The organism is Actinomadura sp. 7K534 (assembly GCF_004348575.1).
GTDB lineage: Bacteria > Actinomycetota > Actinomycetes > Streptosporangiales > Streptosporangiaceae > Spirillospora > Spirillospora livida.
Genome location: NZ_SMKB01000118.1, coordinates 1 through 22,555, shown reverse-complemented (window position 1 = coordinate 22,555; position 22,555 = coordinate 1). Strand labels below are relative to the sequence as shown.

The 22,555-nt window shown below is 72.9% G+C and carries 19 protein-coding genes and 1 pseudogene; 15 read left to right on the top strand and 5 right to left on the bottom strand.

Annotated features, from left to right (window positions below; translation table 11 throughout):
• Nucleotides 1-68: 68 nt before the first annotated feature.
• From E1266_RS22175 to E1266_RS22165, 3 genes are all read left to right on the top strand, one after another.
• Nucleotides 69-1,712 carry an AMP-binding protein gene (locus tag E1266_RS22175; protein WP_132049918.1) on the top strand — a complete coding sequence of 548 codons (1,644 nt, stop codon included), beginning with the start codon at nt 69-71 and terminating at the stop codon, nt 1,710-1,712.
• A gap of 63 nt (nt 1,713-1,775) precedes the next feature.
• The gene (locus tag E1266_RS22170; RefSeq protein WP_243718708.1) at nt 1,776-2,657 is read left to right on the top strand and encodes a helix-turn-helix transcriptional regulator; all 882 of its coding nucleotides are present in this window, start codon (nt 1,776-1,778) and stop codon (nt 2,655-2,657) included.
• Between the two features lie 313 nt (nt 2,658-2,970).
• Complete coding sequence (locus tag E1266_RS22165; protein ID WP_132049916.1) at nt 2,971-3,615, top strand: TetR/AcrR family transcriptional regulator; 645 nt, start codon at nt 2,971-2,973, stop codon at nt 3,613-3,615.
• On the opposite strand, the gene E1266_RS22160 is transcribed toward E1266_RS22165, so the two are convergent.
• A complete protein-coding gene (locus E1266_RS22160; protein WP_243718706.1) occupies nt 3,594-4,850 on the bottom strand; it encodes an alanine racemase in 1,257 nt (418 codons plus the stop codon). The genes E1266_RS22165 and E1266_RS22160 overlap by 22 nt on opposite strands.
• Nucleotides 4,851-4,943: 93 nt before the next feature.
• Between E1266_RS22160 and E1266_RS22155 the strand changes: the two genes are divergently transcribed.
• The 5 genes from E1266_RS22155 to E1266_RS22135 all read left to right on the top strand — a co-directional run bounded on the left by E1266_RS22155 (nt 4,944) and on the right by E1266_RS22135 (nt 9,343).
• Entirely contained in the window at nt 4,944-5,765 is an 822-nt protein-coding gene (locus E1266_RS22155) for a polysaccharide deacetylase family protein (protein ID WP_132049926.1), read from the top strand.
• Between the two features lie 111 nt (nt 5,766-5,876).
• Complete coding sequence (locus E1266_RS22150; protein WP_132049914.1) at nt 5,877-6,251, top strand: hypothetical protein; 375 nt, start codon at nt 5,877-5,879, stop codon at nt 6,249-6,251.
• Nucleotides 6,252-6,446: 195 nt separating this feature from the next.
• Nucleotides 6,447-7,745, top strand: a complete 1,299-nt coding sequence (locus E1266_RS22145) for a sensor histidine kinase (RefSeq protein WP_243718704.1) — start codon at nt 6,447-6,449, stop codon at nt 7,743-7,745.
• Nucleotides 7,709-8,353, top strand: coding sequence for a response regulator transcription factor (locus E1266_RS22140; protein ID WP_132049912.1), 645 nt, complete (start codon nt 7,709-7,711; stop codon nt 8,351-8,353). The genes E1266_RS22145 and E1266_RS22140 overlap by 37 nt, the downstream gene beginning before the upstream one ends.
• A 96-nt stretch (nt 8,354-8,449) precedes the next feature.
• Nucleotides 8,450-9,343 carry a hypothetical protein gene (locus tag E1266_RS22135; RefSeq protein ID WP_132049910.1) on the top strand — a complete coding sequence of 298 codons (894 nt, stop codon included), beginning with the start codon at nt 8,450-8,452 and terminating at the stop codon, nt 9,341-9,343.
• Nucleotides 9,344-9,378: 35 nt separating this feature from the next.
• Here the strand turns inward: E1266_RS22135 and E1266_RS22130 are convergent, their stop codons facing one another.
• A complete protein-coding gene (locus E1266_RS22130) occupies nt 9,379-10,155 on the bottom strand; it encodes an enoyl-CoA hydratase/isomerase family protein (RefSeq protein ID WP_132049908.1) in 777 nt (258 codons plus the stop codon).
• Nucleotides 10,156-10,823: 668 nt separating this feature from the next.
• Here E1266_RS22130 and rho point away from each other — a divergent pair.
• Nucleotides 10,824-11,921 (top strand): annotated as a pseudogene (gene rho, locus E1266_RS22125) (transcription termination factor Rho); the annotation flags it as partial.
• A 3-nt stretch (nt 11,922-11,924) separates the two neighbouring features.
• Here the strand turns inward: rho and E1266_RS22120 are convergent.
• Together E1266_RS22120 and E1266_RS22115 are read right to left on the bottom strand one after the other, a co-directional pair.
• Nucleotides 11,925-13,598 (bottom strand): serine/threonine-protein kinase, encoded by a 1,674-nt coding sequence (locus E1266_RS22120; protein ID WP_279436340.1) that lies wholly within the window; start codon nt 13,596-13,598, stop codon nt 11,925-11,927.
• 110 nt (nt 13,599-13,708) lie between these two features.
• Nucleotides 13,709-15,286: an acyl-CoA synthetase gene (locus E1266_RS22115; RefSeq protein WP_132049902.1), complete on the bottom strand. Its 1,578-nt coding sequence runs from the start codon at nt 15,284-15,286 to the stop codon at nt 13,709-13,711.
• 202 nt (nt 15,287-15,488) lie between these two features.
• Here E1266_RS22115 and sigE point away from each other — a divergent pair, with 202 nt between their 5' ends.
• The 3 genes from sigE (at nt 15,489) to E1266_RS22100 (ending at nt 17,572) form a co-directional block, all read left to right on the top strand.
• Nucleotides 15,489-16,019 (top strand): RNA polymerase sigma factor SigE, encoded by a 531-nt coding sequence (gene sigE, locus E1266_RS22110; protein ID WP_132049922.1) that lies wholly within the window; start codon nt 15,489-15,491, stop codon nt 16,017-16,019.
• A gap of 90 nt (nt 16,020-16,109) precedes the next feature.
• Nucleotides 16,110-16,913 carry an alpha/beta fold hydrolase gene (locus E1266_RS22105; protein WP_132049900.1) on the top strand — a complete coding sequence of 268 codons (804 nt, stop codon included), beginning with the start codon at nt 16,110-16,112 and terminating at the stop codon, nt 16,911-16,913.
• A 110-nt stretch (nt 16,914-17,023) separates the two neighbouring features.
• Nucleotides 17,024-17,572, top strand: a complete 549-nt coding sequence (locus tag E1266_RS22100) for a YceI family protein (protein ID WP_132049898.1) — start codon at nt 17,024-17,026, stop codon at nt 17,570-17,572.
• Nucleotides 17,573-17,607: 35 nt separating this feature from the next.
• Here E1266_RS22100 and E1266_RS22095 read toward each other — a convergent pair whose 3' ends face one another.
• A complete protein-coding gene (locus E1266_RS22095; protein WP_132049896.1) occupies nt 17,608-18,999 on the bottom strand; it encodes an ATP-binding protein in 1,392 nt (463 codons plus the stop codon).
• Between the two features lie 157 nt (nt 19,000-19,156).
• On the opposite strand from E1266_RS22095, the gene E1266_RS22090 reads away from it, so the two are divergent.
• The 3 genes from E1266_RS22090 (at nt 19,157) to E1266_RS22080 (ending at nt 22,460) form a co-directional block, all read left to right on the top strand.
• Entirely contained in the window at nt 19,157-20,623 is a 1,467-nt protein-coding gene (locus E1266_RS22090; protein WP_132049894.1) for a glutamate--cysteine ligase, read from the top strand.
• Nucleotides 20,624-20,712: 89 nt separating this feature from the next.
• Complete coding sequence (locus E1266_RS22085; protein WP_132049892.1) at nt 20,713-21,402, top strand: response regulator transcription factor; 690 nt, start codon at nt 20,713-20,715, stop codon at nt 21,400-21,402.
• On the top strand, nt 21,399-22,460 hold the full coding sequence (locus tag E1266_RS22080; protein ID WP_243718702.1) for a HAMP domain-containing sensor histidine kinase: 1,062 nt from the start codon (nt 21,399-21,401) through the stop codon (nt 22,458-22,460). Before E1266_RS22085 ends, E1266_RS22080 begins: the two co-directional genes overlap by 4 nt.
• Nucleotides 22,461-22,555: the final 95 nt, after the last annotated feature.

Below are 22,555 nucleotides of genomic sequence, written 5' to 3'. Positions count from 1 at the left end.
ACCCCCCACACCCCCCGGAACGACATCGGTGATCGCCCGGAGAACGAGTACCGGGAGGAGGACCTGCGATGACGCCGTCCTACGCGTCCGGCGTCTCGGCCGCCCCGCTGCTGGGCGACACGATCGGCGCGAACCTCGACCGGACGGTCGCCGCGTTCCCCGAACGCGACGCGCTCGTCGAGAGGGCCACGGGCCGCCGCTGGACCTACGAGCGGTTCGCCGACGACGTGGCCGCCGTCGCGCTCGGCCTGCGCGGCCTCGGCGTCGGCAAGGGAGACCGCGTCGGGATCTGGGCGCCGAACTGCGCCGAGTGGACGCTGGTGCAGTACGCCACCGCCAAGCTCGGCGCGATCCTCGTCAACATCAACCCCGCGTACCGCGTCCACGAGCTGGAGTTCGTCCTCAACCAGGCGGGCATCCGGACGCTGGTGGCGGCCAAGGCGTTCAAGACGTCGGACTACGCGGCGATGATCGAAGAGGTCCGGCCGAAGTGCCCCGCGCTCCAGGACGTCGTGCTGATCGGCGGCCCGGAGTGGGACGCGCTCGTGGACGAGGGCCGGGCGGGCGATGCGTCCGACCTCACCGAGATCGGCCTCACGCTCAGTGCCGACGACCCGATCAACATCCAGTACACGTCCGGGACGACGGGCTTCCCCAAGGGCGCGACGCTGTCGCACCACAACATCCTCAACAACGGCTACTTCGTCGGCGAGCTCTGCGGCTACGACGAAGAGGACCGCGTGTGCGTCCCCGTCCCCTTCTACCACTGCTTCGGCATGGTCATGGGGAACCTGGCGGCCACCAGCCACGGCGCCTGCGTCGTGATTCCAGCGCCGGCGTTCGACCCGCAGGCGACGCTGGCGGCGGTCGCGGCCGAACGGTGCACGTCGCTGTACGGGGTGCCGACGATGTTCATCGCGGTCCTGGCCGAGCCGTCGCTGGACGAGCTGGACCTGTCCGCCCTCCGCACCGGCATCATGGCCGGGTCGCCGTGCCCGGTCGAGGTGATGAAGCAGGTCATCGAGCGGCTCGGGATGGCCGAGGTCGGGATCTGCTACGGCATGACTGAGACGTCGCCGGTGTCGACGCAGACCCGCGCGGGCGACTCCCTCGACCGGCGCGTGTCGACGGTCGGGACCGTGCACCCGCACCTGGAGATCAAGGTCGTCGACCCGGCGACCGGGGTCACGGTCCCGCGCGGCGAGCCGGGCGAGTTCTGCACGCGCGGCTACTCGGTGATGCTCGGCTACTGGGAGGAACCGGACAGGACGGCGGAGGCGATCGACGCGGCCCGCTGGATGCACACCGGGGACCTCGCGGTGATGGACGACGACGGCTACGTCACCATCACCGGCCGCATCAAGGACATGGTCATCCGGGGCGGCGAGAACATCTACCCGCGCGAGATCGAGGAGTTCCTCTACACCCATCCCGACATCGTGGACGCGCAGGTCATCGGCGTCCCCGACGAGAAGTACGGCGAGGAGCTCATGGCGTGGGTGCGGCTGCGCGAGGGCGCGCCGGGCCTCACCGCCGGGGAGCTGCGCGCGTTCTGCGAGGGCAGGCTCGCCCACTTCAAGATCCCCCGCTACGTGCACGTCGTGGACGAGTTCCCCATGACGGTCACCGGCAAGGTCCGCAAGGTGCAGATGCGCGACGAGGCCGCCGCCATCCTGGGCCTGCCGGAGCGGCCGGAGACCGGCCGCCCCTGACAAGGGCGGAATTCCGGGCTCCGGCCCTTTCGTGCCGGGTCCCGGGCGGGGCATCCTCGGACCATGGGTGCGCCTACTCCGCGGGGCCGTCCCCCCGAGATGCCGCGCGACGACGCGGGTTCCGTCCGGTCGGCGGTGCTGGCGCTGCAGCGCACGACCGGCCTCCCCGTGGTGTTCGGCGGCGCCGTGCTCGGGGGCGCCGTGCCCGGCGGCGGGCAGGACCGGCTGCGCATCACCGAGCTGGTCGGCAACACCACCGACTCGCTGAGCGGCCTCGTCGTGCACAGCGGCAGCGGCCTCGGCGGCAAGGCGATGGCGATGGGGCGCCCCGTCTGGGTGAGCAACTACCCGTGCTCGGCGTCGATCAGCCACGACTACGACAAGCCCGTCGGCCGGGAGGGGCTGCTGTCGATCGTCGCGGTGCCGGTCGTCGTCCGGCGGCGGGTCCGCGGCGTCCTCTACGGGGCGCTGCGCGAGCCCCTGTCGCTCGCCGACCGCGTCGTCGGCGCCGCCGTCGGCGCCGCCCGCGACCTCGAACAGGACCTCGCCGTCCGGGACCGGGCGGACGAGGCCCTCGCCCGCGCCCGGCCGGGCACGTCCACGGCCCGGTGGGAGGAGGTCAGGGCCGTCCACGCGGAGCTGCGCGCGCTGGCGGAGGAGGTCGCGGACGTTTCGACGCGCGACCGGCTGCGCGAGGCGTCGCTGCGGCTGGCCGCCGCCGGGCCGGCCGAGCCGGACGCCTCCCCGCGCCCCGCGCTGTCGCCCCGCGAGCTGGACGTCCTGTCGTACGTCGCGATCGGCTGCACCAACGCGGAGGCCGCCGGACGCCTCGGCCTGCTCCCGGAGACCGTGAAGAGCTACCTGCGCTCGGCGATGCGCAAGCTGGACAGCCACACCCGCCTGGAAGCGGTGACGACCGCCCGCCGAGCGGGCCTCCTGCCTTGAGCAGGGAGGGCCTATAGGAACCGCGGGGCCGCGCGGCTCTTTCCTGTGGTGACCATGGCCGGCGACGGGGTCAGCGTGGCAATTGGTGGGACGGTGTCCAGCACAGATCGGCCCCCGTGGCGCACTGCCTGGACGGATCGGTCACCAAGCGCCGGCTGCGCCGGGCCGTGGTCGCACGGGCGTCCCGGCTCTTTCCGGCCTGGGACGTCCGGCCCTCGATTTCGCACTGGAAACCGTAACACCTCTGCGAACAGAGTTGTTCGTGGTAAATGGATTTCCGCGCACCGCCCGGGCCCGTTGGTAGCTTGTCGGCGTGGACTCCGACGGCTTCACCTCGCTGCCGCGCGGGCGCCATAAGCTGACCCGCGAGCAGGTCGCGGCGTCGCAGCGCGAGCGCCTGCTCCAGGGCATGACGCAGGCGGTCGGGGAGAAGGGGTACGCCCGGACCTCCGTCGCCGACGTGCTGAAGCGGGCGCGCGTGTCCCGCGAGACGTTCTACGAGAACTTCACCGACAAGCAGGCGTGCTTCCTCGCGGCCTACGAGGCATCGGCGGAGCGGTACCTGCGGGTCGTCAACGACGCGCTCGCCGCCCACGACGCACCGGTGATGGCCCGGCTGGAGGGTGCGCTGCGCGACTACCTGCGGGAACTGGCCGCCGACGCGGGCGCGGCCCGCACGTTCCTGCTGGAGATCTACGCGGTGGGCCCGGCGGCGACGGCGCTGCGGTACCGGGTGCAGGACGGCTTCATCGAGGTCATCGACGGGCTGCTGGCGGAGGACGAGCGGTTCCGCGCGCTGCCCGACCCCGCGTTCGCGGTCCGGATGCTCGTCGGCGGGATCGCGTCGCTGGTGACCGGGCAGGTCGCGATGGGCCGGCACGCCACGCTCCCCCGGCTGTGCGGGCCGATCGTGGCGCACGTGAAGTCGCTGCTCGGTCAGAACCACGTCCGGACGTAGTCCACGACGGCGGGGCGCTCGGCGCCGGCGTCGTCCAGGACGGGGATCAGCGTCCACTTGTCGAGCGCCGTGCACGGGTGCGAGAGCCCGAGCCGGACCACGTCGCCGACCTCGGCGGAGCCGTCCAGCATGTAGGCGTGCTGGTCGTTGAGCGCGGTGATCCGGGCGCCTTCCACGGGTCCGGCGCCCCTCCCCCGGACGAACTGCGGCTCGGGCAGGCCCGCGTCGAACGGCAGGTCGCGGCGGCCCGCGTCCAGGATCGCGAGCGCCGGCTCCGGGCGGGACGCGACCCGCGCCCACGCGTGCATCGCCGACCGCAGCCGCGACCCGGCGCCGCCCGTGCCCCGCGCGAACGGCGAGATGCCCCGGTAGAAGCCGTCGTCGTGGACGATGTACGCGCCCGACCGCAGCACGACCCGGCCCGCGAGCCCGCCGAGGACCTCCGCGACCTGGTCGAAGAACGAACTGCCGCCCGCCGAGACGACCGGCTCGGCGACCTCGTGGTCCAGCCCGCCGTGCAGGTTCGCGAGCCGCCGCAGGTAGGCGTGCACGGTGCGGCGCCCCTCGTCGGACGCGTCCCGCGCGAGGGCGCCCTCGTATCCGGCGGTCCCGGCGAGCCGGAGGGTCGGGGCGCGGCGGACGGCGTCGGCGACCCGCCGCGCGTCGCCGTCGTCGCGGACGCCCGTGCGCCCGTTCGGGCCGCCGAGCTCGACGCACACGTCGACCTGGCGCTGCCCGCGGGAGAGCCGGAGCGCCTCGTCCATCAGCTCGACCCCGCGCACTGAGTCGACCCAGCACAGGAACTCGAACCCGGGGTTCAGCTCCAGCTCGGCGGCCAGCCAGGCCAGCCCGGCGGGGTCGAGGAAGGTGTTGGCGAGCACGACCCGGCGGACGCCGAACGCGCGGGCGACGCGGAGCTGCGGCAGGTTCGCGATCGTGATGCCCCAGGCGCCGGCGTCCAGCTGCGCCCGCCACAGCGCCGGGGCCATCGTGGTCTTGCCGTGCGGGGCGAGGTCGAGCCCGGCCGCCGCGGCCCACTCCGCCATGACCCGGACGTTGTGCGCGAGGGCGCCCGCGTCCAGGGTGAGCAGCGGCGTCCCGAAGTCGTCCAGCGGCAGCCGCGCGCGGCGGGCCTCGGCGACCGTCATGCCGTGCGCCGACACCGGGATCGCCTTGAACCGCCAGTCGAGCCGCTCCTCGCCGAGCGCGTCCACCGCCGTGCCGTCGATACCCACTCACGACCTCCCGCAAGGTCCGCCGGATCGAGATCCCATAGCAACCTTCTACCCCCCTAAAACCCCGATAGCGTTGGGCATGTGGAGGTTGATGTGGCAGGTGGGCCATCTCGCCGCAAAGCTCTCTGGCTGCTGGGTGCGTGCGCCGGCCTCACCGCGCTCGGAGCGGACGCCGCCCGCCCGCGCGGCGGATCCGAGGCCGCGGCGGCGCAGACCACCGCCCGCGCCCGGCCGGCGGCGACGCCGTCCCCGACTCCGACGCCGAAACCGACCCCCCGTCCCGCCGCGTGGACGCAGGGGAAGCTGACCGCGCTGGAGAAGCCCGTCAAAGAGCTGTCGCAGCTGGCTCCGCCGCCGCCGGCGAAGTCGATCGCGCTGACCCTCGACGACGGCCCGCACCCGAAGTGGACGCCGCGGATCCTCGACCTGCTGGCCGAGGAGCAGGTCCACGCGACGTTCTTCATCGTCGGCGCGCAGGTGAAGGAGCATCCGAAGCTGGCCCGCCGCATCGCCGACGCCGGGCACCAGATCTGCAACCACACCGAGACGCACCCGATGTCGATCGCGAGCCTGTCCGGGAAGCGGGTCCGCAAGGAGATCGGCGACGCGCACGACCGGATCGCCGACGCCACCGGGGTCGTCCCGCAGTTCTTCCGGTCGCCGGGCGGCGCCTGGTCGAAGACCGTCCTGGAAGTGACCGCCGAGAAGGGCATGCTGCCGATCGACTGGGCCGTCGACCCGCGCGACTGGGCGCGGCCGGGCGCCGGGCGCATCCGCAAGGCGCTGCTCAAGGGCAAGGACGGCGAGATACTCCTGTGCCACGACGGCGGCGGCGACCGCTCCCAGACGCTGAAGGCGCTGGAAGACGTCATCCCGAAGCTGAAGAAGCGCGGCCTGACGTTCGTGGCCCTCTGACGCCGCTACTCCCGCGGGCGTAGCGGCGGAGCCCTCCGGCGGATGACGACTCGGCCCGGACCCGCACCGGACGATCCCGGTATCGATCCTCCGGAGCCAAGGAGTGCAGTCATGCGCAGGAACCCCCTCAACACGCCCACCCTGATCACGGTCACCGGGCTCGTCACCGGGGCCGTCGGCCTGCTGATCCAGAAGGTCGCCGGGGTGGACATGCCGCCCGTGCCGCCCGGCCTGGTCATCCTGCTGGTCGTCGCCGCGCTGATCGTCATGACGCGGTGGCGCTGGGTGCTGGTGCTCGCCGTCCTGGGCGGGCTGGCGGAGCTGCCCGGCGCGGTGGGCAGCGCGCTCGACGCCGACGCGTTCGGCGAGATCGCCGGGGCGGCGGTCCGGACGGGCGGCGCCGCCGTGGCCCTGGTCGCGGGTGTCGTGGCGCTGGTGACGGCCATTCGCAGCCGCGGCCGCGATGCGGAGCCGGCGGCGCGATGACCCCGGCCCGCGGTCCCACCGGCCCGCCCGTCCCGGCCTCGCGGCCGCGGACGGGCGGGCCGCGTCGCGGGCCTGGGTGCACCTAACTACACCCCCGCTTCGGGTTGGGGGCACACTGTGCTCGTGGGTTCTTCCCAGAAGACTGGGACTCCAGACGGCAAGAGACCCGCGGAGGACCCGGTGGACGCTGAACTGTTGAGAGAGACACGGCTGCAACGGCACATCAGGACGCCGTGGCGCGGCGCCAAGCTCGGGCTGCTCGCCTTCCCCGCGATGTTCGTCGGCCTGTGGTTCATCACGGTCATCTCGATGATCACGAGCCTGATCGGGGTGCTCCTCTTCCCGTCCGCGGTGACGCTGCTGCGCAACCAGACCGACGTGTACCGCGATCTGATCGGCCGCTGGACCGGCGTCCGGATCGCGCGGCCCTACCTGCCCGAGCCCGCGGACGAGCCAGGTGCCCAGGGCATGCTCAAGCGGTTCGTCTCGCGGTTCACCGACCCCGCGACCTGGCGCGACTACCTGTGGGTGCTCGCCGACCCGGTCGTCGTGATGTTCACCGCGGCGCTGCCCGCGCTCCTCATCGTGTACGGGCTCTGGGGCTTCGCCCTCGCGGCGTTCGCCGGCGGGGTGATCGCCGGCTACGGCGGCCAGGAGTGGTACGGGTGGGTCCACGTCCAGCCCGGCTACGAGAGCGACGGCGGGCTCCTGGCGACCACGGTCGTCCTCGGGGCCGTCTTCACCGCGACCGGGTTCGCCATCGCGCCGAAGATGATGACCGTGTACGGGCGCTGGGGCAGGCTGCTGCTCGGCCCGACCAGGAAGTCGGAGCTCGCCCTGCGCGTCCGGCACCTCACCGAGACCCGCACGGAGGCCGTGGACGCGTCCGCCGCCGAGCTGCGCCGCATCGAGCGCGACCTGCACGACGGCGCGCAGGCCCGGCTCGTCGCGATGGGCATGAGCCTCGGCGCGATCGAGCACCTGCTCGACAAGGACCCCGAGAAGGCCCGGATCCTGCTGGCCGAGACCCGCGCGTCGTCGGCGAAGGCGCTGCACGAGCTGCGCGACCTCGTCCGCGGCATCCACCCGCCGGTGCTCGCCGACCGCGGCATCGGCGACGCCGTCAAGGCCCTCGCGCTCGACCACCCGCTGCGCGTCGAGGTGACCGCCGACCTGCCCGCGCGGCCGGACGCGCCGGTCGAGTCCGCCGCCTACTTCGCGGTCTCGGAGATCCTCACCAACGCCGCCAAGCACTCCGGCGCGGCCCGCGTCTGGATCGACCTGCGGTACGAGCACGGCATGCTGCGGATCACCGTCACCGACGACGGCCGCGGCGGCGCGACGCTGGACGGCGGCACGGGGCTGCGCGGGATCGAGCGCCGGATCGGTACATTCGACGGGGTGCTCGCCCTGAGCTCGCCGCCGGGCGGCCCGACGATCGTGACCCTGGAGCTGCCTTGCGCGTTGTCCTCGCCGAAGACCTCGCCCTCCTGAGGGAGGGCCTGGTCAGCCTCCTCGAATCGCACGACTTCGAGATCGCGGCCGCCGTCGACAACGGCCCCTCGCTCCTGAAGGCACTGCTCGACCACCGCCCGGACGTGGCGGTGGTCGACGTGCGCCTGCCGCCGTCCTTCACCGACGAGGGGCTGCAGGCGGCGCTGGAGGCGCGCCGGCAGGTCCCCGGCCTGCCGGTCCTGGTGCTGTCGCAGTACGTGGAGCAGCTCTACGCGCGGGAGCTGCTCGCCGACGGCACCGGCGCCATCGGGTACCTGCTGAAGGACCGGGTGTTCGACGCGGCGCAATTCGTGGACGCGGTCCGCCGGGTCGCGGCGGGCGGCACCGCGATGGACCCCGAGGTGATCTCCCGGCTGGTCGCCAGCGGTACCCGCGGCACCCCGCTGAGCCGGCTCACCCCGCGCGAGACGGAGGTGCTGGAGCTGATGGCGCAGGGACGCTCCAACGCCGCGATCGCGGAACGGCTCGTCGTCACCGAACGGGCCGTGACCAAGCACACCGCGAACATCTTCGCCAAGCTCGACCTGCCGGTCACCGGGGACGACAACCGCCGCGTGCTGGCCGTTCTCGCCTACCTCAACCGCTGACCGGCCCCCCCGCACGCTTCCTTTTACGACATATCGGTCTATCCGGGCAGCGCCGGGTGGATTATGTTTGCTCGGCGATGGCGCCGGGAGGGCACGATGACGGTGGTTCTGGTCCTGCTCTGCTTGGCGATCGCCGGGCGGGAGCTGTATCTGGCGTTCGAGCGCAAGCGCTCGCCGGGCGCGCCCGAGATCGCCGACATCCGCACCCAGCTCCGCGCGCTGAAGGGCACGCGCGACGAGCTGGAGGGCTTCCGCGCGGCCCAGCGGGAGCGGCTGGACGCGCTCGCCCGCGAGCAGGACCGCGACCGCGAGGCGCTGGACGGGGCCGACGCCCGGATCCGGTCCCTGATCGCGCAGATCAACGAGCGGATGGTGCCGGACGTCAACGACCGGCTGAACCGCCAGCGGGAGGCCGCCGACCTGCAGCGCGAGACCGTGCAGCGGCTGGCCGCCGAGGTCGCCGGGATCCGCGCGCACCTGGTGGGGCGGCTCGACCGGGCCGTCGCCGCGTCCCTCGGCGCCGGGCCCGCCGACGTCGTCGCCGGGTCCCTCACCGCGCGGCCGCCCGCCGGGCGGCACGGCCTGACCGGCCCGTACGAGCAGTTCGCCGAGCGGCACGGGCTGAACGTGGAGCTGACCGACGGAGACCGCTACTACCTGTCGGGCCGCAGCCCGCGCGCCCTCGAACACGACTTCCTCGAACTGGTGCAGGGGCTGTGCGCGGACTGCGCCGTCTCGTTCGAGAAGGTCCGGCCCCTGCTGGAGGCCCTCCGGGACACCGGCCGCGGCACGGCCCGGCTCGGGCCGCTCCTGGTCGTCCGGACGCCGGAGTCGCTGGTGTGCGGGGTGCTGCCGCTCGCCGACCTGCTCCGCCCCGAGAGCGCGCACAGCCTGGACGACCCGGAGAACGGGGCGCGGCGCCTGCGGCAGCTCCCCGAGGGCCGCGTCTGCGACCTGACCGCCTTCGCCGGCCAGGCCCCGTCCGGGTGAGCTGTCAGAGTGAGCCCAGCCGGTGAGAAACGCCCTTAGGGACGGGGTGTGCCGGTCCAAGGGAAGTGTGGGGCGCGGCGTTCGAGGAACGCGGCGATGCCCTCCACGTGCTCACCGCAGGCCGCCATCTCGTCCAGCCACCGCCGGGTCTCCTCCTCGACCGGGCCGCCGGCGGTGATGGCGTCCACGATGCCCTTGGTCGCCTGCTGCGTGAGCAGCGACCGGGACGCGAGCGTCTCGGCGAACTCGGCGACCCGCTTGCGGAGGCCGTCCCCCGGGACGACCTCGTCCAGCAGCCCTATGCGCAGCGCGTCCCCGGCGCCGATGAGGTCCGCCGAGTACAGCAGGTACTTCGCGGCGGACGGGCCGACCAGCCGGACGAGGCGGGTCGTCGCCCCCGCCGGGTAGACGAGGCCGAGCTTCGCCGGGGTGATCCCGAACCGGGCGTCCGCCGCCGCGAACCGCAGGTCGCAGGCCGCCGCGAGCTGGCAGCCGCCGCCGACGCAGTACCCCTCGATCGCCGCGAGGGTCGGCTTCGGGAACGCGGCGAGGGCCCGCTCGGCGACCGACGACAGGTGCGAGTCGTCGTCGCGGTGGATGTCGGACAGCTCGGAGATGTCGGCGCCCGCGCTGAAGTTCCCGCCCGCGCCGGTCAGCACCACGACCCGCACGGCCCGGTTCGCGGCGAGGTCGTCCAGCAGGCCGGGCAGCGACCGCCACATGTCCGCCGACATGGCGTTGCGCTTCTCCGGCCGGTCGATCACGACCGTGCCGACACCCTCGGCGACCTCGGCGTGCAGCCCGGCGACCATCGTCCCCCCTATGCTTCGACGCGGCTCATCGTACGAAGCCGTGCCCGCCGGACGGGCCGCGGGGTCCGGGCACCCGGTCCGGGCACCCGTCCGAACCCGGCGGCCGGAAGGGGAGTCAGACGGTTGACGCCACGAGCCGGCAATGATCGCCGGGACGGGTCCGCGCCGGGGGCGGCGCGCCCGCCCGCCACAGGGGGACCCTCCGCCATGAAGTTTCCACCGACCTCCGGGAATGCCAAAACGTCCCGGAGTGCTGTACTGTCGAGACAGCGCCTTCGAGTTGCCGCGGTTCGCGGAGAGGGCGCTTCTTCCCCGCCCGGGTCATCTGAGAGCCCGGTGACTTTCCCGGTTCGGTGCGCACGGGACGGCGTCCTGGACCGCCGCACGAGGGAGTCGACGTCAGCCCGGTGAACGGAGCTGCATTTCTCACATCTCACTCGCGTACACGACGCGGATTCCGCCGCCGTACGCGGAATTCGACCCCGGGCCGCGCGGAGCGTTCCGCACCGGCCTGAGAAGGGACCCACATGTCCGCTTCCACCCTCACCACCGAACGACCCCCCGCCGAGCGCCGCGGTGAACGCAAGCCGCAGGCGCACGGCGTGGCCGCGCAGGGCGCCCGCAAAGGCGGGCGCCAGGGACGGCGTCCCGCCGACGACGGGCCCGCCGTGCCCTTCCACGGCATCCTCGCCGTCCAGGACAAGCACGCGTTCGTCCGCACCTCCGGCTACCACACCGGCCCGGACGACGTGCACGTCTCGCTAGCGCAGGTCAAGGCCAACAACCTGCGCCCCGGCGACGCCGTCGCCGGAACCGCGCGGCCGCCGAAGACCAGCCGCGACAAGTTCGCCTCCCTCGCCCACGTCGAGACCGTGAACGGGGTGCCGCCCGCCGAGGCGGCGCACCGCCCCGAGTTCGCCAAGCTGACCCCCCTGTTCCCCGACGAGCGGCTGCGCCTCGACACCGGCCCGCTGGCCACCCGCGTCATCGACCTGATCGCGCCGATCGGCAAGGGCCAGCGCGGGCTCATCGTGTCGCCCCCCAAGGTCGGCAAGACGATGGTCATGCAGGCCGTCGCCAACGCCATCGCGCAGAACAACCCCGAAGTGCACCTCATGGTCGTGCTCGTCGACGAGCGCCCCGAAGAGGTCACCGACATGGAGCGGTCGATCCGCGGCGAGGTCGTCCACTCGACGTTCGACCGCCCGGCGCAGGAGCACACCGCCCTCGCCGAGTTGGCCGTCGAGCGCGCCAAGCGCCTCGTCGAGCAGGGCCACGACGTGGTCATGCTGCTCGACTCGATCACCCGGCTCGGCCGCGCCTACAACCTGGCGGCCCCGTCCAGCAGCCGAATCCTGGCGGGCGGTGTCGCGACGACCGCGATCTACCCGCCCAAGAAGTTCTTCGGCGCCGCCCGCAACATCGAGAACGGCGGTTCGCTGACGATCCTCGCCACCGCGCTGGTCGAGACCGGCTCCCGCATGGACGACGTGTTCTTCGAGGAGTACAAGGGCACCGGCAACATGGAGCTGAAGCTCGACCGCGGCCTCGCCGACCGCCGCGTCTTCCCCGCCGTCGACATCGAGGCGTCCGGCACCCGCCGCGACGAGCTGCTCATGTCCCCCGAGGAGCTCGCGCTCTCCTGGCGCCTGCGCCGCGCCCTCCAGGGCCTCGACAAGCAGCAGGCCGTCGAGCAGCTCCTGGAGAAGATGAAGGGCACCTCGTCCAACGCCGAGTTCCTCCTGAGGCTCCAGCAGACGACCTGACGCTCAGCCGCCGCTCTCCGGGCGGAACGACTCCAGGATCCGGCCGTAGAGGCGCTGGCCCGGTGTCCACCGCCGGTCGGGGGCGTGGAAGCAGAACTCGTATCCCGCGGCACGGCTGCACAGCACGTGCCTGACGCCGTCCGTGAACGCCGGTCCGCGTTCGCCCTGCCAGGTGAACTCCCACTCCGCGGCGCCGGCGATGACCTCGGGCACGCGTTCCAGCCGCAGCCGGTGGTATCCGGGATAGCGGTGCTCCGCCGCGGCCGCGCGCTCCGCGGCGCGCAGACCGGCGAGGGGGTCCCCGGGCGCCGGGGCGATCCGCAGCCCGTGGCCGGCCTCGACGTCCCGCCAGTGCATGACGGCGCCGCTCCGCTCGGCGTGCCAGCCCACCGGCACGCGCACCGAGTAGGCGCCCGCCTCGCGGTACCGCGCCATCTTGGCGGTCAGCCCCGCCGCCGGGCGCAGCGCGACCGAGTCGCTCTGGCCGACCGACGTCCAGCGCGCCGCCCAGGTGCCGGTGCCCGCCGCGAGGACCGCCAGCACGGCGACGCCCGCGACCGCGCCCGGCCGCACCCGCCGCCCCGCCGGGCCGCGCTTCTCCGCCGCCGCCTCCCGGTGGCGCGCCGGCCACCGGCCGCGGAACCGCCGCGAACCGCACGGGGGTCTGGTCTGGGAGTCCCCTGGCGGCTTCCCGCCGCGCAGCGCCCACGGGACGCGCGGACCTCGGAGGACACGTGACCGCGGGCCGCCCCGCTGACCGGGGCGGGGCAGCGTGAGCCGCGCCGGCATGCCGCGCGCCCAGGCAGAGGCGGCGGCCGGCTTCGCCACCGTCGCGCCCGGTTCCGGGACGGTACCGAGCACCTCCCACAGCAGTTCCGCCGTGGCGTCGGCCGTCAGGCGCTCCTCGGGACGCTGGCGCAGCAGCCCCTCGATCACGGCGGTCAGCGGCCCCGCCCGCTCCGGAGGCGCGTAGTCGCCCAGCACGACCGCCATCATCGACGCCAGCGCGTGGCAGCGCAGGAACGGCGAGAAGCCCTCGACGGCCATGTAGAGCGTCGCGCCGAGCGACCACAGGTCGGACGCCTCCAGGCCCGGCCTGCCGTGCACGCGCTCCGGCGAGAGGTAGGCCGGGGAGCCCTCGATCCCCGCGGGCAGCGTGTCGGCGGACTCGCGGCCGTTCGCCATGTGCACGGCCAGGCCGAAGTCGGTGAGCAGGATCCGCCCGTCGTCGCAGACCAGGACGTTGCTGGGCTTGACGTCGCGGTGCAGGATCCCGGCGGCGTGCGACGCGCGGAGCACCGACAGGACCGCCGCGCCGATCTCCGCCGTCCGGCGCACGCCGAGGGGGCCGTCCTCGGCGACGAGCCGGTTCAGCGAGCACGCCTCGACGAACTCCATGACGATCCAGGGGCGGCCGTCCTCGATGATGAAGTCGTGGACGGCGACCACCCCGGGATGCCGCAACGCGGCGGTCGCGCGCGCCTCCGTGAGCAGGCGGCGGCACATCACCCGGCGCTCGCCCTTGGTGATGCGCTCGGGCAGGCGCACCTCCTTCACGGCGACGTCCCGGTCGAGCATTTCGTCGTACGCCCGCCAGACGGTGCCCATACCGCCGCTGCCCACCACAGAGAGCAGGCGATACCGTCCCGCGAGCGGTATCAGCCGATCTCCTTTCATGCAGAAGTTACTCGCCGGTCCGCGCTCAAGGGACGCCCCTTCGCCATCAATCATTTCTTGACCGGTGGCCGCCGGGGAAAAAGGGCGGGCGCGTGGTATGAGACTTCCGTTTAGGAGGCCAGGACGGTCCTGGCCCATTTGTAGTCGGATTTACCGACGGCGGTGCGCTGGACCTCGTCCACCACCATGATCTGGCGCGGCAGCTTGTATCCGGCGAGGCGGCCGCGGCAGTGCCCGGTCAGCTCCTCCAGCGTGACCTCCGCCCCCGGCCGGGGCGCGACGACGGCGGCGACGCGCTCCCCGAACCGCTCGTCCGGCAGGCCCACCACGACCGCGTCGTACACGTCCGGATGGTCCTTCAGCGCGACCTCGACCTCCTCGGGGTACACCTTCTCCCCGCCCGTGTTGATCACCAGGGAGCCGCGGCCGAGCAGCGTGATCGTCCCGTCCTCCTCCAGGGACGCGAAGTCGCCGGGGATCGACCAGCGGGTGCCGTCCGGGCCGGTGAAGAACGTCGACGCCGTCTTCTCCGGGTCGTTGTAGTAGCCGAGCGGGATGTGGCCGCTGCGGGCGAGCCTGCCGACCTCGCCGGGCGCGACGGGGTTGAGGTCGTCGTCCAGGACGGTGATCCCCGGCTTCATCGCGAACCGGGCCGTGCCCTCCTTGCCGCCGACGGACGGACCGCACGCGCCGGTCTCCGAGGCGCCGTAGTTGTCGAGGAACATGATGTTCGGCAGGTGGTCGAGCAGCTGCCTTTTCGCGCCCTCGGTCAGCGGCGCGCCACCGGACGCGATCGCCATCAGCGAGGAGGTGTCGTACTCGCCGCCGGCCAGCGCCTTCGCGACCGGCCGCGCCATTACGTCCCCGACGAGCATCAGCACATTCGCCTGCTCTTCGGCGAGCAGCCGCAGCGCCTTGCCGGCGTCGAATGCGCGGTCCGTGTAAAGGACGACTTTGGCGCCGCTGAACAACCCCATGAACGCGACCCATTGCCCGGCGCCGTGCATGACGGGCGCGCAGTCGAGCACGGCCATCGGCGGTTGCTCGGCGTTCGCGGCGATCTCCTCCGGGCTGCCGATCGGGTCGCCGAGGACGTTTCCGCCGCCCAGGGCGCCGAAGAAGATGTCCTCGCAGCGCCATTCGACGCCCTTCGGGTAACCGGTCGTGCCGCCCGTGTACATGATGTAGCGGTCGTCGTTGGAGCGGGCCGGGAAATCGTCGCCCGGGTCGGCGCCGGCGAGCGCCTCCTCGTACTCGACCGCGCCCGGGATGTCGTCGGCCACCCCGTCCTCGATCACCACGACGTGCCGCAGCTTCGGCAGCTCGCCGCGGATCTCCTGCGCCTTCGCCAGCAGTGAACGCTCGCCGATCAGCGCGACCGAGTCGGAGTCGGCCAGGACGTGCCGCAGCTCGGCGGCGACGTACCGGTAGTTCACCGGGATCGGCACGGCGCGGATCTTGTACGCCCCGAGCATCGCCTCGATCCACTCGGCGCGGTTGTGGGCGAGGATCGCGACGTGCTCGCCCGGCCGCACCCCCGCCGCCGCGAGATGGTGCCCCACCCTGCTCGCACGCTCGTTGAGCTGCGCGTAACCGCGCCGCTCGGCGCCCGCCACCAGCGCGGGGCGCTCCGGCCCGGCCGCGGCCAGGATCTCCAGCAGATCGGCCGGGTTGTAGCTTCGCACCATGCACGTCCTCACAGGTCGGGATGGGTTTCGGGGCGGGGCCGCTTATTGTAATGACGTCCAATGATGCGGGTCGCACCGGTGTCCGCGTCCGGCCGCCCGATCCGGCCATGCCGGCGGTCCTTACACGGCTCTTATCTGGGTACCGGCATGCTTGGCCGTAACGATTAAGTATCAGACGGGGGTAGTGGTGAGCGCAGGCGCGATGGCGTGGACCCCGCCGACGTGGGAGGAGATCGTCACCGAGCACTCGACCAGGGTGTTCCGGCTGGCGTACCGCCTGACCGGCAACCGGCACGATGCCGAGGACCTGACCCAGGACGTCTTCATCCGGGTCTTCCGCTCGCTGTCCTCCTACAGCCCCGGCACGTTCGAGGGCTGGCTGCACCGGATCACGACGAACCTGTTCCTCGACCGCGCCCGGCGCAAGCAGCGCATCCGCTTCGACGCCCTCGGCGACGACGCCGCCGAACGGCTGCAGGGCCGCGAGCCGACACCGCAGCAGGCCTACGACGACCGGCACCTCGACTCCGACATCCAGCGTGCGCTGGACGGCCTCGCCCCCGAGTACCGCGCGGCCGTCGTCCTGTGCGACATCGAAGGACTGTCCTACGAGGAGATCGCCGCGACCCTGAACGTCAAGCTCGGCACCGTGCGCTCCCGCATCCACCGGGGCCGCGCCCAGCTCCGCACCGCGCTGGAGCACCGCCGCCCCGCCGAGGTCACGCAGAGCTGACCGCGAACCTCGGGACCGGTGTCAGACGGCGGCAGCAGCGTGATGAGCGTCACTAGTGACCGGCAAGTAACATCCGGTTAGCCTCGGCCCGTGGACATCGTCTTCGAGCGCCGCGGCGACGGGCCGCCCCTCGTCCTCCTGCACGGCATCGGCCACCGCCGCCAGGGCTGGTCCCCCGTGCTGGACCTCCTCGCCGCCGAACGCGACGTCATCGCGGTCGACCTGCCCGGCTTCGGCGACTCCCCGCCGCTCCCGCCCGGAACCCCGTACACCCTGGACGCCGTCCTGGACGTCCTCATGGGGACGCTCGCCGGCCTCGGGGTGGAGAAGCCGCACATCGCGGGCAACTCCCTGGGCGGGCTGTTCGCCCTCGAAGCCGCGGACCGCGGCCTGGTCAGCTCCGCCACGGCGCTGTCCCCCGCCGGCTTCTTCAACGCCGTCGAGCTCCGCTACGCGGCGGCCGTGCTGCGCGCGTCCCGGCTCGGCGCCCGGGTCCCCGAGACGTTCCTCACCCGCCTGGCGAGCTCCCCGCGCCGCCGCAACGCGATGTTCGGCATGGTCTACGGCCGCCCCGACCTCATCGACATGGAGACCCTGGCCGGCGACGCCCGCGCGATGCGCGAGGCCCGCGGCTTCGACGCCACGCTCCGCGCCGGGCGCACCACCCGCTTCCTCGGCTCCTGCGCCGACGTCCCCGTCACGATCGCCTGGGGCACGAAGGACCGCCTGCTCCTGCGCAGCCAGGCGATCCGCGCCCAGCGCCGCCTCCCCAACGCCCGCTTCGTCTGGCTGGAGGGGTGCGGCCACGTCCCGATGGCGGACGACCCGCCGCAGGTCGCCGGGGTGCTCCTCACGGGCAGCGCCCACCCCCTGAGGTCCCGGGCCGCCGCCTGACGCACCCCCTGACACGCCGGGGAACATCCGCGGATTGACAAGTGTTTGAACCCTCAACTACTCTTCGACCAGTCGTTGAAGATTCAAGCACATCTACCGCAGGAGACATCATGAGCATCGCCGCCGTCGCCCCCGAGCTGACCGCCGGGACCTGGAACATCGACCCCGGGCACTCCGAGGTCACGTTCGTCATCCGCCACCTGATGACCAAGGTGCGGGGGACGTTCACCGAGTTCACCGGCTCCGTGCAGATCGCCGAGGAGCTGAGCGAGTCGACGGCCACTGCGGAGATCAAGATGGCCTCGCTCGACACCCGCAACCCCGACCGCGACGCCCACGTGCGGACGGCCGACGTCCTCGACGTCGAGAAGTACCCGACCATGACCTTCAACACCACCGGCGTGCGCGCCGAGGACGGCGAGTACTACCTGGACGGCGACCTGACCATCAAGGACGTCACCCGCCCCGTGAGCCTCCGGCTCGAGTACAACGGCATCGGCGAGGACCCCTGGGGCGGGACGCGCGCCGGGTTCTCCGCCGAGACCACGATCAACCGCAAGGACTGGGGCATCGAGTTCAACATCCCGCTGAAGGGCGAGAAGGCCCTGCTCAGCGATAAGGTGGACATCCAGCTTGAGGTCCAGGCCGTCCGCGCCTGACCCGCTCGACCCCGTTCGCCCGAGGGCCGCCCGCGTCACCGCGGGCGGCCCTCGCGCATGCCGGGGCTCCCGTCCGGCCGGTCCACGGCGAGGGGCAGCCGCAGGGCGAAGCGGGCCCCGGGGCCGTGGTCCTCGATGCGCAGCGTCCCGCCGTGCGCGTGGGCGATCTCGCGGGCGATCGCCAGGCCGAGCCCGGTGCCGCCCGCGCCGCGGCTGCGCGCGGCGTCCAGGCGGGTGAAGCGCTCGAAGACGCGCTCCCGGTCGGCGGGCGCGATGCCGGGGCCGTCGTCGGTGACGGTGAGCAGCGCCGCGCCGTCCTCCCGCGACACCGCGACCACGACGGCCGAGTCGGCGTGGCCTTCGGCGTTGTCCAGGAGGTTGCCCAGCAGCCGGACGAGCTGCATGCGGACGCCGCGCACCGGCACGTCCCGATCGAGGGCCAGGGTGACCCGCCGGGTGAAGGGGTGGCGGCCGGTCTCCGCCTCCGCCAGCGCGGCCAGGTCGAGCCGCTCCTGCACGCTGGTCCCGCCGGTGCCGAGGCGGGCGAGCAGCAGGAGGTCGGTGACGATCGACTCCAGCCGGTCGGTGTCGCGCAGCGCCGACTCGACGACGGCCCGCAGGTCGTTGTCCTCCGGGTGCATCGACGCGTCCTCCAGGTTGGCGCGCAGGCCAGCGATCGGCGTGCGCAGCTCGTGGGACGCGTCGGACGCGAACTGCCGCTGCCGGCCCACCGCGCGCTCCAGCCGGTCCAGCGTCGCGTTCGCGGTGCGGGCGAGCTGGGCGATCTCGTCCTCGCCCCCCGGCTGCGGCACGCGGCGGCTCAGGTCGGTGGCGCTGATCTCGGCGAGCTGCGCGCGGATCGCCTCGACCGGGCCCAGGGTGCGGCCGACGACCCGCCAGGTGATCCACGCGACCACCCCGACCAGCATCAGAACGGCCAGCGCGAGCAGCGTCTCCAGCAGCCCGTTCACCAGATGGGGCGGCAGCGGCGACGCCGCGTACACGACGACGGAGTCGGGCGCGGTCGTGGCGCGGATCGCCTCGATGACGAAGCACTCGCGGTGCGGCCAGCCGCCCTGGCACTCGATGTAGTCCTGCACCCGCAGGTTGCTCGGCGGCCAGAGTCTGCTCACCGGCGGCTCGCCCCGCGCGGGCGGTGTCGCATTCGTCACAAGGCCGCCCGGTTCGACCACCTGGATCCGGACGCGGCCGTTCGTGTCGTCCGGAATCGGGTTGGCGAGCGTCCCGTCCCGCACGCCGCCGCTGGCGCGCCGCCCCTCGACCTGCGTCTGCTGGAGGATCTCCGCCTTGACCGCGCTGCGCACGGCGAAATCGACGCCCACCGCGGTGATCCCGAAGACGATCGCGGCGATCACGGCTGCGACGAGGGTGTCCCTGGCCCGGATGGACCGTGGGCGCAGGCGCATGGCCCCTCCCGGCTGGGGGTAACCGGTTCGCGTTCGGGCACCAACGCTACCGGTCGGTCACCCTGCGGGTAGCCCTGATTCCGGCGCCGGGTTTTCACCTCCCCTCACCGGGACATCCCGTTTTATGACGGTTCTTCCGGAGCACAGGGACGGACACATGGGCAGGGACGTGGCTTCGGTCACCATCAGCGGCGAGGACCGGCGGCGGTACCGCGACAAAGTGCGCAGGTGCCTCGACGTGCTGGCCCGCATGCTGGGCGAATCCCAGTTCGACTTCGAGCGCCCCCACATCGGCCTGGAGATCGAACTGAACCTGATCGACGCGATCGGCGACCCACTGATGCGCAACGCGGACGTGCTCAAGGCGATCGCCGATCCGGCCTGGGCCACCGAGCTCGGCCAGTTCAACCTGGAGATCAACATCCCGCCGCGGGAGCTCGGCGGCGAGAGCACCGGTGAGCTGGAGGCGGAGGTCCGCGACCACCTCCGGCACGCCGACGAGCGGGCCGAGGAGGTCGGCGGCCGGCTCGCCATGATCGGCATCCTGCCCACCCTGCGGCGCACCGACATCGGCGAGGAGACCCTCTCCGCCAACAGCCGCTACAAGATGCTCAACGACCAGATCTTCGCCGCCCGCGGCGAGGAGATGCGCATCGCCATCGACGGCCACGAACCCCTGCACATGCACGCCGACACGATCATCCCCGAGGCCGCGTGCACCAGTGTCCAGTTCCACCTCCAGGTCAGCCCCGAGCAGTTCGGCGCCTACTGGAACGCCGCCCAGGCCGTCGCCGGCCCGCAGGTCGCCATGGGCGCCAACTCCCCGTTCCTCTTCGGGCACCGCCTCTACCACGAGACCCGAATCAGCCTGTTCGAGCAGGCCACCGACACCCGCCCCGACGAGCTCAAGGCCCAGGGCGTCCGCCCCCGCGTCTGGTTCGGCGAACGCTGGATCACCTCCGTGTTCGACCTGTTCGAGGAGAACACCCGCTACTTCCCCGCCCTGCTCCCCCTCTGCGAGGACGAGGAACCCCGCACCGTCCTCGACGAAGGCGGAATCCCCGAACTGGGCGAACTCACTCTCCACAACGGGACGATCTACCGCTGGAACCGCCCCATCTACGCCGTCGTGAAAGGCCGCCCCCACCTCCGCGTGGAGAACCGCGTCCTCCCCGCCGGCCCGTCCGTCGCCGACGTCGTCGCCAACGGCGCCTTCTACTACGGCATCGTCCGCATGCTCGCCGAAGAGGAACGCCCCGTCTGGACCCGGATGTCCTTCGCCACCGCCGAGGAGAACCTGCACCGCGCCGCCCGCGACGGCCTCGACTCCACCCTCTACTGGCCCGGCCTCGGCGAGGTCCCCGCGGCCGAACTCATCCTCCGCAAACTCCTCCCCCTGGCCTACGAGGGCCTACAGCGCTGGGGCGTCGACCCGTCCCGCCGCGACCGCCTCCTCGGCATCATCGAACGCCGCTGCGTCACCGGCCGAACCGGCGCCGCCTGGCAGATAGCCACCGTCGATGCCATCGAGGAACGCGGCACCCCCAGACACGACGCCCTACGCATGATGACCCGCGCTTACGTAGAGAACATGCGAAGCAACCAACCCGTGCATACGTGGTAGCCCGGGGGCTGGAGGGCGGTCTGTAATCTTCACGGGTTCTGCACAAAACGCGCTTCTTGCCTACATAACGGGCTTCTAGAGTCTGGGGCGTGAGCGAGAACGAGACGCGGATCCTCGTGGTCGAGGACGAGCCCACGATCGCGCGGGCCGTGGCCGACCGGCTGGCGGCGGAGGGGTTCGGTGTCGAGACCGCCGGGGACGGGCCGTCGGCGGTCGACCGCGCCCGTTCGTACGAGCCGCACCTCATCGTGCTGGACGTGATGCTGCCCGGGTTCGACGGGCTGGAGGTCTGCCGGCGGGTGCAGGCGGAACGGCCCGTGCCGGTGCTGATGCTGACCGCGCGCGACGACGAGACGGACCTCATCGTCGGCCTCGGCGTGGGCGCCGACGACTACGTGACCAAGCCGTTCAGCATGCGCGAGCTCGTCGCCCGGATACGCGCGGTGCTGCGCCGGGTCGACCGGCCGCGCGTGGACGACGCGGCGGACGGGCCCGTGCGGATGGGCGGGCTGGAGGTCGACCAGCGGGCCCGGCGGGTGCGCAGGGACGGCCGCGAGGTGCATCTCACCCCCACCGAGTTCGACCTGCTCGCCTGCCTCCTGCGCAACCGGGGGGCGGTGCTGACCCGCGCCGTCCTGCTCGAACAGGTGTGGGACTGGGCGGACGCGTCCGGCACGCGGGTCGTGGACAGCCACGTCAAGGCGCTGCGGCGGAAGCTCGGGCAGGGGCTGATCCGGACCGTCCACGGTGTCGGGTACAGCCTGGAGGGGACGCCGTGACGGCCGCCGGGCGCGGGGTCGTCCACCGGATGTGGGCGCGGCTGCCCCGCCCGCTGGATCCGCTGCGGTCGATCAAGGTGAAGTTCGGCGTCGTCGTGGTCGTCACCGCGTGCGTCGCCGTCCTGATCGTCCTGTGGGGCTACCCGATGGGGTTCCGGGCGCGGGAGACGATGCCGCTCGGCCTGATCATCTCGGTCGCCGTCATACAGCTCGTCGCGCACGGCATGACCGCGCCGCTGCGGGAGATGACGGCGGCGGCGCGGGAGATGGCGCGCGGCGACTACAGCCGCCGGGTCCGGGCCACGTCGCGGGACGAGGTCGGCGAGCTGGCGCAGGCGTTCAACCGGATGGCCGCCGACCTCGCGGAGGTCGACCGGCAGCGCCGCGAGTTCGTCGCGAACGTGTCCCACGAGCTGCGCACCCCGATCAGCGCGCTGCGGGCCGTCCTGGAGAACGTCGCGGACGGCGTCACGCCCGCGACGCCCGACGTCCTCGCGACCGCGCTGGACCAGACCGAGCGGCTCGGACGCCTCGTGACGCAGCTGCTGGACCTGTCGCGGGTCGAGGCGGGCGCGGCGGAGCTGGACGCCGCCGACATCGACGTGGCCGCGTTCGTCGCCGACGTCACGGCGGAGGCCGCCGCGAGCCACCCGGACGCCGTGTTCGAGTCCGAGGTCGCACCCGGCCTGCACGCCGTCGCCGACCGCGACCGGCTCCACCAGATCGTCGCGAACCTGCTCGACAACGCGGCCAGGCACGGCCCGGACGGGCGGCCCGTCACCGTCACGGCGCGGCCCGGGAGCGCCCCGGGCGGGCTCGTCATCGAGGTGGCCGACGAGGGGCCCGGCATCCCGGCGGAGGAGCGCGCCCGCGTCTTCGAGCGCTTCTCCCGCGGCTCCGTGTCCGGCCCCCGGGCGGCGGGCGGCGGCACGGGCCTCGGCCTGGCCATCGCGAGCTGGGCCACCGACCTGCACGGCGGCGACATCACCGTCCTGGACACCCCGAGCGGCTGCCGCATCCGCGTCGTCCTCCCCCCGAACATCGGAGAATCCGCATGACGAACCCTCCGCAGGACCCTTCCGCACCGCGTGGGAAGGCTCCCGCCGGGCAGCCGTGGAGTGCGCCGGGGCAGGCGCCCCACCCCGTCCCGCGG

Coding starts and splice junctions, on each gene's coding strand:
- E1266_RS22175 (WP_132049918.1), top strand. CDS start 69: ATGACGCCGTCCTACGCGTCCGGCGTCTCGGCCGCCCCGCTGCTGGGC.
- E1266_RS22170 (WP_243718708.1), top strand. CDS start 1,776: ATGGGTGCGCCTACTCCGCGGGGCCGTCCCCCCGAGATGCCGCGCGAC.
- E1266_RS22150 (WP_132049914.1), top strand. CDS start 5,877: ATGCGCAGGAACCCCCTCAACACGCCCACCCTGATCACGGTCACCGGG.
- E1266_RS22135 (WP_132049910.1), top strand. CDS start 8,450: ATGACGGTGGTTCTGGTCCTGCTCTGCTTGGCGATCGCCGGGCGGGAG.
- E1266_RS22130 (WP_132049908.1), bottom strand. CDS start 10,155: ATGGTCGCCGGGCTGCACGCCGAGGTCGCCGAGGGTGTCGGCACGGTC.
- E1266_RS22120 (WP_279436340.1), bottom strand. CDS start 13,598: ATGAAAGGAGATCGGCTGATACCGCTCGCGGGACGGTATCGCCTGCTC.
- E1266_RS22115 (WP_132049902.1), bottom strand. CDS start 15,286: ATGGTGCGAAGCTACAACCCGGCCGATCTGCTGGAGATCCTGGCCGCG.
- sigE (WP_132049922.1), top strand. CDS start 15,489: ATGGCGTGGACCCCGCCGACGTGGGAGGAGATCGTCACCGAGCACTCG.
- E1266_RS22100 (WP_132049898.1), top strand. CDS start 17,024: ATGAGCATCGCCGCCGTCGCCCCCGAGCTGACCGCCGGGACCTGGAAC.
- E1266_RS22095 (WP_132049896.1), bottom strand. CDS start 18,999: ATGCGCCTGCGCCCACGGTCCATCCGGGCCAGGGACACCCTCGTCGCA.
- E1266_RS22090 (WP_132049894.1), top strand. CDS start 19,157: ATGGGCAGGGACGTGGCTTCGGTCACCATCAGCGGCGAGGACCGGCGG.